Raw genomic sequence first — 13,662 nt, forward strand, 5'->3', positions numbered from 1 at the left:
AGCGAACCGTAGAAGGATACCCTCACCTGAAGGTGGGGGTATCCTTTATTTATGCTTAAGTATTTAACTTTCTTATTTACACAGGGCATTTTAATTCAGTGGTAAAGGAGAGAGAAGAGGATGAGTACCTCTTTAAAGTGTTTACACTTATCGCCATCAGACATTCTGGATTTTACCTGGGATAAATATCAAAGGAAGGTCTCCCGGCTGAATCGTCCTGTGGTTATTGCCTGGGGGCTAACTAATGCCTGTGATCTAAGATGCATTCATTGTGCGGTGGAAGCAGGGAAACCTGCCAAGAATGAATTGTCTACTGAAGAGGCATTTATGGCAATAGACAATATGGCAGAGGCGGGGACAAAACACCTGTTGATAGCCGGTGGAGAGCCACTTGTAAGGGAAGACATCTTTACTCTGGCAGACTATGGATCGAAAAAGCTATCGGTAGGGATTAATACCAATGGGTTTTCCCTTAACCGATCCGTAGCACAAAGATTGAAGGATGCCGGTGTTAATCAGATAAGAATCAGCCTTGATGGGGCTAAATCAAAAACCCATAACTTAATAAGAGGAAAAGACTCATTTGAAAGGGCGGTAGAGGCAATAGAAACCTGCGTCAGCCTGGGTTTTGCTGATGTGGGAATTGAGGCAACCATATCTCTATTAAACTATGATGAACTTCCTGAAATGATCAAACTCGCTTCTGATCTTGGAGTAGGTGTATTTGAAGCAGGGGATATGGCACCTGCAGGAAGGGCAAAGAAACTTGCACACTTCTGTTTATCGAGAGAGCAAAGGAGAGAAATGCTGAAATTCCTTGCTGAAATACAGGAGACTATACCCACGCTTATTATAACCTCCGAGCTGCCCCATATTTTTATAGTAAGTAAGAGCATGCAGAATAAATGCATCGATCCTTATTCAAAAGAAGTATCCCTGGGTTGTGGGGCAGGGATAGCAGGTGCCGGTCTCACAGTGGATGGCAAAATCGTACCCTGTCCTCTTGGTTTACTGGCAGAAGTTGGCGACATCAGAAGAGATAGGTTGAAGGATGTCTGGTTAAATTCTCCCTTATTGAAGAAACTGCAATCAAGGAAAGTAGGCGGTAAATGCGGGAGGTGTGAGTATCAGTACGCATGTGGTGGATGCAGAGGGGCAGCCGCTATAGCAGGAGACCCCATGGGAGAGGACCCCAGTTGCTGGCATGAACCTGCTCTCAAATAGATAGGTCTATACATATTTTCCTTGACCTTCCTATCTGACCGGCAGGCAAAGCTTTAGCTTTTTTAATATGCAATCCCCGTCCAAGAATCGGCATTAGGAGGTGTAATATGACAACAAAAATGACCGAGCCGGGAAAAAAGAGTTTACAGACAACATCAGAGATAGGCAAAGCTATAAAAGCGTATTACGGGCTTGTAAAGGCAGCAAAGGAGGAAGGGAAACCGGTGATCTGGTCTGCTGGACTGATACCCAGGGAGATCTATCATTGTGTTGATGCACCGATAATCGCGATTGAGCATCTCCCGCTTGTACTTGCATCCAAACAGTTATCCAGTCATTATTGCCAGATCGCTGAGGCAGACGGGCTTTCGAGGGATGTCTGTCCCTATCATAGGACTTTTGCAGGGTGTGCGATTGCTACGGAGCGTGATGCATATCTTGAGAAATTTTTTGTCCCTCCTGATCTTATAATAGCAAGCAATCTTCCGTGTATGTCCGAATCCAAGTCCTTCCTGTATTCGGTTAATCATTACAATTGTCCTTACTACTTCATTGATGCTCCAATAAATACATGGGGGAAAGAGATTCCTGACTATGCTATCGAGTATTATGCAGGTCAGTTGAAAGGCGCAATAGATTTTATGGGAGAGCACGGATACAAAGTAGATATGAACAAACTCAAAGAGGCCGTCCGGCTTTCCAAAAGGCTTATTGAACTCTGGAATGAGATAGACAACTGTAGAAAGACTGTGCCTACACCAATGAGTGCTGTTGATGGCAACACTGCGTGCTATCCGCTTTTTCAAATGAGCGGAACCGAGCTTGGGGTTACCCTTTATGAAAAAGTGCTTGAAGAGGTGAAGGGCAAGGTAGAGAGAAAGGAGGGCGCCCTTGACGATGAAAAGTTGAGACTTCTGTGGGTTGGGGTGCCTCCTGCCTATAACCTCGGGCTTCTCAACTATGTTGAGAAATACGGCGCCATCTTTGTGAAGAGCATGGCTGAGTATTTAGCCGGCGGTGCATATGACCCTGCCATTATTGATCCTGAGAGACCCCTTGAAAGCCTTGCCTACAGGCAGCTTGTTGACATAGCCAATCCAACATCAGCAAACTATGTTGATTTTGTTGCAAAAATAGTCAGAGATTTCCGGATAGATGGGGTTATTGTGGGAATTCAGAGGACTTGTGGATTGTTGCCAGGACGCACGAGATTGGTAAAGGATGCTGTATACGAACAGGTCGGAGTCCCGACAACAATCTTTGATATGGATGCTGTGGATTTGAGGGAATACGATGACACCACTGCGAAGGCAAATCTTGATTCCTTTATCGAAGCCTTGCTGGCTAGCAAGGCCGGGTAGACAATTTTTAAAATGTGCGTGCAGCTGAGCTTCGAATCGTAAGCCTTTAAAAGGAGGTGTTAAATGGTTATTGGTGATATTGTGAGGCGGTATGTCAAAAGGGTTTGCAAAAAGACAGCGTTGATTTTTGAACAAAAAATTTATGGGTTCTGTCAAAAGCGTTTACACTGGCGGTAGATAATTGATAAAGAAAGGGTAACTGACATTTTCTTACCAACTGCGTTTTTTCAACCGATTATAGAATGCCCTGACCTCGACAAGTATGATTACACTAGCTTACGCCGTATATTGATATTCGGATATTATCCCCCAGAGGTATGGCAAAGAGCGGTAGAGTTATTCGGAAGTATCTTTGTTATTAATCTATGGTCTTAGCAAGATAGGTTTCGTTTCTTTTCTTCCTCCTGAGGAATTTATATTCGAAGGTCTTCCAGAAAAGGTAAACAGGTAAAGTCTTGCGGTCGTGAACCATTATGTGTTGAAGCGAGGGTAGTAGATGAGCGAGGAGAGGACGTTCAACCAGGTCAGGTTGGAGAGGTTATTGCCAGAGGCCCTGATATGATGAAAGGTTACTGGAATGCCCCTGAGGCAACGGAACAAACCATAAGAGGAGGTTATGTCTACACCGGTGATCAAGCCACGGTAGATGAAGAGGGATATATTTTCCTTGTTGGTAGAAAGAAGAATAGTATTACCACTCAAGGCAATATGATTTTGCCTTTAGAAGTAGAAGAAGTCATCTTGCAGCACCCACAGGTGCTTGAGGTGGCAGTGATAGGCTTGCCGGATGAAAAACTGGGAGAGACAGTCAAAGCGGTGGTGATTAAAAGGGGCGATTATTTAACTGAAGAGGATATTATAGCATTATGCCAGGTAAACCTTCCTGACTACGCTGTTCCTCAATCGGTAGATTTTGTTGAAAGTTTACCGAAGACTGCCGGTACAGGCAGGATACAGAGATACAGGTTACGTGAAGAGTATATTCGAGCCTCTTCAAGGGGAGAGTAGCATCATTAAGAATAGGACGATAAGCCATTATTTAAGCGGGGTCGGGCAGAAATTGATGCTCGCTAAAAAGAAAAAAGCCCAAAAAACCAGGAGAGATGATTATGGAAGATTTGACTCAAATCGTAAAGGATATGGCCAAGAGCTACGGAGTTAGCAACGTTGGTATCGTGACCAACGAAACGCTAGAAGGAGGCCCTCCATCAACGGACCTATCGTATGTGTTGCCAAATGCAAAATCAGCGGTATGTTTTTCACTCTCTCTGAATGAGAAGGCGATCGAATCCTTTCTCAAAAAAGAGGACCGTATCGCCCATGAAACAGATCAGATCCGTACAAATGCCTTGGCAAGTGGGATCTCTTTGGAAATGGCCATGTTCTTGGAGCAAAAGGGTTATCCTTCGGTTGCCCAGGCAGCTAATGTTGTCTATAGAAGAGATACGGAAAAGGGACCCTTGGATATGCTACCACCTATTTCTCATAAATATATGGCCGTTCGTTCCGGAATCGGGCACTTTGGGTATTCTGGAAATGTTATCACAAAGAATGAAGGTGCCTCAATTGTCTTGGGGACACTTGTAACAGAAGCTGATCTCATTCCAACAGACCCTCTTCCAGAGGAAGACAACTACTGTGACAACTGTCGTTTATGTAATGCTGCATGTGCCTCTGGATTGATGTCGCAGGATGAAGAAGTTACTGTCACAATGCGAGGGTTCAAATTTTCCTATTCCAAGCGTCGCGACTATAATCGATGCGGCTATGTCTGTGGAGGCTTTACAGGGCTTCATCAATCCGGCAAGTGGTCGACGTGGGCACCGGGCAGATTTCCGATCCCAGAAAACGATGGCGAATTCCAACCCGCTATGCGCAAAACTGCCAGAGCATACCGAACGAGGATGTCTCATGGGAAAGGATTCTTTTCTTTCTTAATGCCCGGTTACAGAATAGAGTATACGTGTGGTCACTGTATGCTCGTGTGCCACCCGGACAAAGAGGTAAGAAAGAAACGATATGAGATGTTAATAGAAAGCGGCATAATAGTGGAAAATCCTGCTGATGGTTCCCGCGAGGCTGTCTCGCCAGAGGAGGCAACCAGACGAATTTCTTCACTGAATCCTGAGGTAAGGGCAATGTATGAGGAAGTATAGAAAAACAATGATTCAGGAAATTAAGGAAAGGCACCCTAAAAGTCATCCATCCATGATTGTGTTTTTAGCACACATTCACTAGTACTTGTGAAAGACAAAGGGTCTACGAAGTTTACAAATATCAAAAAAGTGATGATCTATGAAATTTAACTATGCAGGACTGAAACCATCGAATTTCAACCAAATGCCAGAGCAGTACATTTGGGAGCAAGATTTCCTAGTTGGGCAATGTTCGGGACAATAAAAAGGAGGATGCTGTGGCAATAGAGTTCAGAAAACTTGAGTATGATTCTTCGATTTTCAATCCAATGCAGGGGTTTGAAGAGGAAAGTCAGACTATCGAAGTACGTTTTGATCCATTGACCGGGGTGAGAAGGTTATTTAATGTAGATCTCGCAGAAAAGGCGAAACATGTGAACCAGCCTACCAATGAAAACTTTATAAAAATGATAGTAGAAAAAACAAGAAAAGGTTGTTTCTTCTGTCCGGAGAACATAGAAAAAGGAACGCCTAAATTCCCACCTGACATCTTGCCGGAGGGGAGGCTCAGGAAAGGCGATTCATGGATTTTCCCAAACCTTTTCCAGATTTATGAGATCAGTGCTGTCGGTGTCATAGGTAAAGACCATTTCCTAAAGCTCGATCAATTCTCCGTTGAAATGTTCATAAACTTCTACAGTATGATTATTGATTTCTGCCGAACTGTACATAGCAGAAAGCCGGAACTTAAATATGCAGCTTTTGGGATGAACTATTTCCCCCCCGCCGGTTCGTCTGTGCTCCACCCTCACAACCCGGTTTTTATGACCAGAGATCCCTTTCCATATCTCGATAGCATGATGAAGGAAAGTCAAAACTACCTGAACAAAAACTCCATAAACTTTTGGCAAAACCTCATAGATACGGAGAAAGAACTCGGCGAAAGGTATGTAGGGAGAACAAAAAGCGTTGAATGGATGGCTTCCTTTTCCCCTATATCAGGAAATGAGTTTACTGGTGTGATACCCGGGAAATCAAACTTTCTCGAATTTGATAAGAGTGATATAGAAGGTATTGCACGTGGTATTACAAAAATACTCTCCTTCTATAAGAATGACCTTCAAAAGAATTCCTTTAACTACGTTGTGTATTCAGGCCCTTTGGGAGAAAAAAGTAATAGTTTTTGGTCTAATATAAGGATAACCACCAGACCAAATTATTCAGACAATTATGTGAATGACATTCCTCTTGCCACTCTCTATTTCATGGACAATTTCTTCGACAGCATGCCGGAATATCTGGCCGGTCGGCTAAAGGAATATTTTTAGGAAGGCATAATATAAAATATTCCTTGACTTTTCTAAAGGGGGGAGGGTAAAACTCTAATTAATAGAGTGGTTGGATAGTTACTATCAATTTTTCATGAATCCTATCGATATGATTGTAGAGGAGGGAAAGTAAAAGATGATAACTGCAGGCATTGATCTTGGTTCCCTTAGCACCAAAGTGCTTATCTTAGAAGATGACAATATTTTGTCTACCAGTGTAATTACAACAGAAGAAGAGGGGGCTTTAGTCGTCAAAAAAGCAATGGATGAGGCCATTAAAAAAGCAAAGATATCTTTTGAGGAGTTGAAAAATATTGTTTCTACAGGTTATGGGAGAAGGTTGGTTCCTTTTGCAAAAGAATCTAAATCAGAAATGCTATGCCACGCCAAAGGAAGCCACTGGTTATTCCCAAAAGCAAGGACGGTAATTGATGTTGGTGCTGAAAGCAGCAAGGTAATACGTATTAATGAAGAGGGAGTAGTAGAAGACTTTGCCGGAAATGATAAGTGCGCGGCTGGAACAGGTGTTTTCTTAGATACTATGGCAAAGGCATTGGAGGTCTCTCTCGAAGACATAGGACAACTTTCTTTAGAATACAAAGAAAAGGCCCAGATCAGCAGTATGTGCGCAGTATTTGCAGAGTCTGAGGTGGTCTCTCATATACACAAGGGAATACCGCGAAACGATATCCTGGCTGGTATTCACGAGTCTATAGCTGACAGAATATTCGGCATGGTAAATAGAATAGGTATGAAAAATGATGTTGTTATGACTGGTGGAGTAGCGAAGAACATAGGTATGGTCAGGGCATTAGAGGAAAAATTGGGGATAAAAATATATATAGCGGAATATCCTCAATTGATTGGTGCATTGGGAGCTGCTCTTATTGCTCGAAATTCATAAAATCAGGAACCGGAGTAGGGGCGAACGGCCGTTCGCCCCTACTTTTAACTATATGATGTTCAAGCTATTTGGGGTCTGACCCCTCTTTAAGGAGGCAGAAAATGATAGTGGCTGGAGTTGATATAGGGTCATTAAGTGGCGAAACAGTAATATTAAGTGACGGCAAGATACTTTCGTATAGTATAGTTAGAACAGGGGCAGATAGTGCATTGACTGCTAAAAAAGCAACAGATGAAGCGTTAAAAAATGCCAACATCTCTTTTGAAGATATCGAGTATACTATAGCAACGGGGTACGGGAGGGTTATTGTTCCTTTTGCAAACGAAAATATAACAGAGATTTCATGCCATGCCAAAGGTGCCAATTACCTATTTCCTGATGTGAAGACCATTCTTGACATGGGTGGACAGGACTGTAAAGCCATAAGATGTAATGAGAAAGGGAAGGTAACAAATTTTGCAATGAATGACAAGTGTGCAGCAGGAACAGGTAGATTCTGTGAGGTAATGGCAGATGTACTGGGCATACCCCTTGAAGATATTGGTAAAACATCCTTAGAGGCTAAAAAGGATGCTATGATAAGTTCTGCATGTGCTGTTTTTGCTAAATCAGAGGCGGTTTCTCTGCTAAGAAGCGGTGTCCCAAAGAGTGAGATTCTCTCCGGGGTTCATGAGGCTATAGCAACCAGGGTATTCGCTTTACTCCAGAGGGTTGGGATAGAAGGCGATTTTGTTATAAGCGGTGGAATTGCAAAGAACATAGGGGTGATCAAAAAGGTAGCTGAAAAAGTCGGATTAAAACCACTCATGTCTGAGGAACCTCAGATTGTTGGTGCGTTAGGTGCAGCTCTCTTTGCAAAAGAGAGGTACAAAAAAGGGCAATCTCTTGCATAGGGTTGAGGCTAACAGGTGATAAGGAGATGTAACTACTCAGGAGACAGAATGATGCCAGAATATCTGGCTGGACAGTTAAAGGGGAGTTCGTAAAAAAAGGGAGGAAGTGAAAATGACATCTTTAGAAGAATTAAGCGAAATGTCTAAAACAATTGCCAATCCTGCTGTAGACAAATGGAAAGCCCAGGGTAAACCCGTAGTGGGGTTTTTCTGCTCCTACATACCCGAGGAGATTCTTCATGCGGCAGGCATCTTCCCCTACAGGATAAAAGCCACAGGCTGTACCAATACACCGGCTGCAGATGCTTTTTTATCCGCAGTCAACTGTTCCTTTGCCCGCAGCTGCCTGGAATTAGCGCTGGAGGGCGGCTATTGGTTTCTTGATGGAGTGGTGTCTATGAACAGCTGCGAGCATATCCGGCGTCTGTACGATATCCTGAAGCGTAAGGTAAAGACACCTTATTATCACTTTCTCAGTGTCCCCCATAAGACCGATGAAGAAGCGGTGAATTGGTACAGAGATGAGCTTGCTATCTTCAAGGCAGGTCTGGAAAAAGCGTTTGATGTCAGCATCACTGAGGAAAGTATCCGAAAATCAATAGCGGTGTATAATGAAACCCGAGACCTGCTGAGGAAGGTATACGAGTTTCGCCAAAGGGGGAACCCGCTCCTGACCGGGAAAGAAGCACACGAGATTGTTGTGGCTGCCATGTCGACTCCAAAAGAAGATTACAACAGGCTACTTAAGGGATTGCTGGAAGAGGTTGGTAAGCGGAAGGGTATCTCGACCCATAGTCCCAGATTGATGGTCATGGGAAGTGTTATTGATGATCCCGATTATATAGGGATTATCGAGGGTATGGGTTGCCTGGTAGTCACTGATGCCCTGTGTTTCGGAAGCAGGTACTTCTGGGAGCCGGTGAAGACCAACGGTGACCTCATGGAGTGTTTGGCACGTTCTTACTTAAAGCGTCCTGTATGCCCCAGGATGTCTGAGGATATTGGCCAAATCGTTACTTATACTAAGGGAATGGTTGAAAAGTTTAACGTTGATGGTGTCATCATGGAGAGAATCCGTTGTTGCGACCTTTGGGGAGGCACAACCCTTATCCTCCAGAAGAGGTTGGATGAACTGAACATTCCTCTTTTGGTAGTGGATCGGGAGTACATGACCAGCGGTGCGGGACAAATGAGTACCAGGGTTGGAGCATTTCTAGAAATGATAGGGAGGGGTTAAAATGACGCAAAAGAATATACGTGAAATTGAAAAGGTACATAATAGTATGCAGGGATTGCTCAATCATGTAGGGAGTAAATATCCTGAACGTAAATGGATGTATGAACCAGCAGCAAAGTATTTCGAGATGCTTTATGAAGATGTTGTCCAAAACAAACCTATAGCGTGGTATTTTTTCCTCCTTACTCCGGAATTGTTCCGTGCCATGGATATAGCTCCATTCTCAGGAGAGTATGCAGGTTCGGTAATTTCCTCCTTTCCCGAAGGCATCATCAAGTACGTGGACTTTGCTGAACAACACGTCCCTGAGTCGTTGTGTGCCATCAACAAGTACACCCTCGGTGCAGCCCTCTCCGGTGATTTTCCTTATCCGGATATGCTCATCCATATAGCAGCCCACCCCTGTGATTCGGCAAGTATTATTTATCCAGTTCTTGCCGAGTATCTTGGAGTCCCCCAGTTTTGTTTTGATACGCCTTACCTGGATGACGAGAGGAGCCATATATACTTTGCCAGTCAGTTTACTAAACTCATCTCCTTTCTGGAAGAGCAGACAAATCAAAAGTTAGACTTTGATAGGCTAAAGCAGGTTGTAGAATATTCTAACCAGGCACAGGAATATGTGCTCAAAGCTAACAAACTCAGGAAAGAGGTACCCTGCCCTATTTCGAGCCGGTCTTCTGCTATAGCTGCAGGTGCTATTTTGGGGCTTGCCGGAACCCCCTTCCTGGTGGACTGGTATAAGAAACAGTATGAAATGGCACTGGAACGGGTTCAGAGAAATGAGGGCGCCCTTCCAGAGGAGAAATTGAGAGTAGCTATGGTCTGGTCCTCCACGTTTTTCGACCTGGGGGTGTTAGAGTGGATGGAGAGGGAATATGGAGCTGTCGTCGTGATGGACCTGCTGAATCTTTGGGTCAATGAACCTATAGAAGACACCTCGAGTCTGTCAAAAATAGCCCGTGGTCTGGCATCTAAAATACTGAAAGCTCCTATGGGAAGGCACGGCAGAGGCCCCGTGGACACATTACTGGAGGAAGTTGTTGGTATATGCAGGGAATATAAAGCGGATGTGGCTATTTTTGCAGGACATGTGGGTTGTAAGTATGGCTGGGCGTCTGCCAAGCTGCTAAAGGATGTTATAAAAGAGGAAGTGGGAATTCCCACCCTGTTTTTTGATTTCGATGCTTACGATCCAAGGGTTGCCTCATCGGAAACCATTAAGGCAAAAATTGAACAGTTTTTTGACACTTATTTGTGAGGGGCATGATGTCAAGACCAGGGTCAGACCGGCAAAATGCGGGAAGGGTGATTGCTGTGAGCGGCAAGGGTGGAGCAGGGAAAACAGCTCTGGTAGCAATCATGGTCGGTGTACTTTCAAAAATGGAAAAATTTAAGATATTGGCTATAGATGCTGATTCAGCAGCGTGTTTACCCTCTGCAGTAGGTGCAACGGCATACAGGACAGTAGGAGACATCCGGGAAGAGATTATCAAAAACCCAGAAGCAAAGAGCAGGATTCAAGATATACCTATGCAGAAAGTGATAGCTGAGGTCATGGGACAAGGGAATGGATTTGACCTGTTGGTAATGGGTCGACCCGAAGGACCAGGCTGCTTTTGCGCGGTTAATGACCTATTAAGGTATGGGATAGAAACCCTTTCCAGGGATTTTGATATTACCCTCATTGATTGTGAAGCCGGCCCCGAGCAAGTCAACCGAAGGGTGCTTAGAAGCGTCGATACCCTGGTGATTGTTACTGACACCTCCACCAGAGGGATTCACAATGCTAAACTCATCAAAAAGATTACTGAAGAAAACAACGATACCAGTGAAACCAAAATGGGCATGGTTATCAACAGGGTAAAAGAAGAAAGTAAAGGAATAATAGAAGTTGCGGAAGAGACGGGGCTCAAAATCCTTGGCTATATTCCAGAAGATGAAAACATAACAAGATTTGACTCTGTCGGCAAGCCCATAATTGACCTTCCCAATGATTCTCCTGGCGTAGTAGCCGTTCGGGAAGTATTGCATCAAATAGGGTTCTAATAATCGCCCTCAGGGGTTCTAAATGCCATCCTGACGTTCTATTTCCCTAATAGGACAGTACCCTCCTTTCTTTGTTGATCGATTTGGCAATCTCAATTACCCATCAACCAAACATCCTTGACAATATGTAAACTATTTGATAGACAGTAGGGGCGAACGGCCGTTCGCCCCTGCCGTTCCGAAAAACAGGGAGGTAGATAGCCATGTCAGAAAAACAATACCTGATTGATGCAATAACTGTTTATGATTCCTGGCGACTCTTTAAAATTATAGCCGAATTTGTCGATGGTTTCGAGGCACTATCTGACATCTATCCCTGCATCTCTGTTTTTGGCTCTGCCCGAGTTCTCCCGGGTGATGAAACATATGAAAAGACTGTAGTTATTGCTAAGAAATTGGCTGAAAATGGCTTCAACATCATTACCGGTGGTGGGCCTGGTATCATGGAGGCAGCTAACAGAGGGGCAAGAGAGGGAGGCTCAAAGTCTGTCGGGCTAAATATTCGCCTACCTCTGGAGCAAAAAATCAACCCTTACGTAGATGTAAACCTGGAGTTCAAATACTTTTTCGTAAGGAAGGTAATGTTTATCAAATATGCTCAGGCCTATATAGGCATGCCTGGCGGTTTCGGAACACTTGATGAGATATTCGAAGCCATGACCCTGATCCAGACCAAACGGATAAAACCTTTCCCTGTGATACTTGTAGGGTCCGATTACTGGAATGGTCTGTTGGAGTGGATGAGAAAGAACCTCCTGGAAAAAAACAAGATATCCCCGGAGGATATGGAGAGGGTAATCATCCTGGATGACCCGGACGAAGTGGTGAAGACCATCAAGCGCACGGTAATCGTGTAGTAAGCAGGTATGGTATAAGGGGGAAGGCTATGAAAGTAAATTGTGCAGGGGCGGCAGGGACGGTAACAGGCTCCAACTACCTGATTGAGACGGAGGGTGTAAGGGTACTTGTGGACTGTGGCATGTTTCAGGGATCGAGGCAAATGGAGGAGCGCAACTATCTGGATTTCCCCTACGACCCCGGGACGGTGAGCCATCTTTTCTTAACGCATGCCCATATCGATCACAGTGGTCTCATCCCCAAACTTGTGCGGAATGGGTTTTCCGGCAGCATCCTGTGTACCCCCGCTACCGCAGACTTGTGCAGGATTATGCTGGCTGACAGCGCGCATATACAGGAGATGGAAGCGGAATGGCATAATCGCAAAAAGAGGCGCGCAGGCCGCAAACGCTTGATTGAACCTCTTTATACCCAGGATAATGCTGAGGCGGCAATGAAATATTTCATGCCAATAACTTACGGAAACGATGTTATCCTCTCTCCTCATATGCGTGCCCGTTTCAGTGACGCGGGACATATCCTGGGTTCTGCCATTATCGAGCTTTGGGTCAAAGAAAAAGACCGTGAGGTTAAGATAGTCTTTTCCGGTGATCTGGGTAGTATCAATCAGCCGATAATTTCAGACCCTACGTATATCCAGAAAGCCGATGTGGTCTTTATTGAATCTACTTACGGTAATCGTATTCATAAGTCCAAGGAAAGCACATATCAGGAACTCAGAGAGGTAGTCATTGCCGCCTATAAGGACGGTGGCAACGTGGTGATTCCAGCCTTTGCGGTGGAGCGTACCCAGGAGGTGCTTTATATATTAAACGAGCTTTACCAGAAAAAACAAATCCCCTATATGGATGTTTATATAGACAGCCCTCTTGCCATCTCGGCTACAGAAATCTTTCTAAAGCATCCGGAATGCTTTGATAAAGCAACTGTGAACAAATTGCGGGCAGGCAACCATCCGCTGGATTTCCCCGGGATGCATTTCAGCCGCTCGGCTGAAGAATCCATACGTTTGAACGATATCAAAAAGGGAGCCATAATCATCGCGGCCAGCGGAATGGCACACGCCGGCCGTATTAAACACCACCTCCGCTATAATCTCTGGCGTCCAGAGGCTCACATTGTGTTTGTGGGCTATCAGGCACAGGGTACCACGGGGCGGCTCATTGTAGACGGTGCCAGACGTGTAAAGATTTTCGGAGAAGAAGTAACCGTAAGAGCCAAGATTCACACTATCGGAGGATTTTCTGCTCACGCCGACAGGGACGGACTTCTTAAATGGCTCACGCATTTTAATCCAAAACCTTATGCTACTGTGATTGTCCATGGAGAACCCAGCAGCTCACTGGCATTTAGCAATTATGTCAGTGAAGAACTAAATATCTCTCCCATTGTTCCACAATTGGGAGAAACTATCGATCTGGACATCGCCATGGGCAAATTCAGGAAAGAAGGCATTGCGGTTGCCCCGCTGGAATTCAATGCCGAATTGGACGTTACATGGGAAAGGCTGGACGACATTATAACCCGGATTGGAGACATTGAAGATATTCCTGACTTCAGGATGCGAGAAAGCCTTACGCCCAAGCTTCGGGAAATCAATGAAAGGCTGAATGAAATCAGGGAGCATCTGGCTGGTAAGGAGATATGAGAACGGAAAATGGGGGAACGTGGAA

12 protein-coding genes are annotated in these 13,662 nt (G+C 44.6%); all 12 read left to right on the top strand.

The genetic code is table 11. The features are described from left to right. The first annotated feature begins 120 nt into the window (after window positions 1-120). The 12 genes from AB1401_11050 (at window position 121) to AB1401_11105 (ending at window position 13,637) form a co-directional block, all read left to right on the top strand. The gene (locus AB1401_11050; protein MEW6615985.1) at window positions 121-1,224 is read left to right on the top strand and encodes a radical SAM protein; all 1,104 of its coding nucleotides are present in this window, start codon (window positions 121-123) and stop codon (window positions 1,222-1,224) included. A 107-nt stretch (window positions 1,225-1,331) separates the two neighbouring features. Beyond that, window positions 1,332-2,585, top strand: coding sequence for a 2-hydroxyacyl-CoA dehydratase family protein (locus AB1401_11055; protein ID MEW6615986.1), 1,254 nt, complete (start codon window positions 1,332-1,334; stop codon window positions 2,583-2,585). Window positions 2,586-3,002: 417 nt separating this feature from the next. Then, entirely contained in the window at window positions 3,003-3,593 is a 591-nt protein-coding gene (locus AB1401_11060) for an AMP-binding protein (GenBank protein ID MEW6615987.1), read from the top strand. A 101-nt stretch (window positions 3,594-3,694) separates the two neighbouring features. Beyond that, window positions 3,695-4,741 (top strand): epoxyqueuosine reductase, encoded by a 1,047-nt coding sequence (locus AB1401_11065; GenBank protein MEW6615988.1) that lies wholly within the window; start codon window positions 3,695-3,697, stop codon window positions 4,739-4,741. A 257-nt stretch (window positions 4,742-4,998) separates the two neighbouring features. Further along, window positions 4,999-6,048: a hypothetical protein gene (locus AB1401_11070; protein MEW6615989.1), complete on the top strand. Its 1,050-nt coding sequence runs from the start codon at window positions 4,999-5,001 to the stop codon at window positions 6,046-6,048. Between the two features lie 136 nt (window positions 6,049-6,184). Next, on the top strand, window positions 6,185-6,952 hold the full coding sequence (locus AB1401_11075) for an acyl-CoA dehydratase activase (protein ID MEW6615990.1): 768 nt from the start codon (window positions 6,185-6,187) through the stop codon (window positions 6,950-6,952). Between the two features lie 101 nt (window positions 6,953-7,053). Beyond that, window positions 7,054-7,845 (top strand): acyl-CoA dehydratase activase, encoded by a 792-nt coding sequence (locus AB1401_11080; GenBank protein ID MEW6615991.1) that lies wholly within the window; start codon window positions 7,054-7,056, stop codon window positions 7,843-7,845. Between the two features lie 112 nt (window positions 7,846-7,957). Beyond that, window positions 7,958-9,082, top strand: a complete 1,125-nt coding sequence (locus AB1401_11085) for a 2-hydroxyacyl-CoA dehydratase family protein (protein ID MEW6615992.1) — start codon at window positions 7,958-7,960, stop codon at window positions 9,080-9,082. A gap of 1 nt (window position 9,083) precedes the next feature. Further along, the gene (locus AB1401_11090) at window positions 9,084-10,343 is read left to right on the top strand and encodes a 2-hydroxyacyl-CoA dehydratase family protein (GenBank protein ID MEW6615993.1); all 1,260 of its coding nucleotides are present in this window, start codon (window positions 9,084-9,086) and stop codon (window positions 10,341-10,343) included. Between the two features lie 5 nt (window positions 10,344-10,348). Then, window positions 10,349-11,131 carry an AAA family ATPase gene (locus tag AB1401_11095; GenBank protein ID MEW6615994.1) on the top strand — a complete coding sequence of 261 codons (783 nt, stop codon included), beginning with the start codon at window positions 10,349-10,351 and terminating at the stop codon, window positions 11,129-11,131. Window positions 11,132-11,334: 203 nt separating this feature from the next. After that, on the top strand, window positions 11,335-11,988 hold the full coding sequence (locus AB1401_11100; GenBank protein MEW6615995.1) for a TIGR00730 family Rossman fold protein: 654 nt from the start codon (window positions 11,335-11,337) through the stop codon (window positions 11,986-11,988). Window positions 11,989-12,017: 29 nt separating this feature from the next. Then, window positions 12,018-13,637, top strand: a complete 1,620-nt coding sequence (locus AB1401_11105) for an MBL fold metallo-hydrolase (protein ID MEW6615996.1) — start codon at window positions 12,018-12,020, stop codon at window positions 13,635-13,637. Window positions 13,638-13,662: the final 25 nt, after the last annotated feature.

It is taken from the genome of Thermodesulfobacteriota bacterium (assembly GCA_040757775.1).
Classification (GTDB): Bacteria; Desulfobacterota; UBA8473; order UBA8473; family UBA8473; genus UBA8473.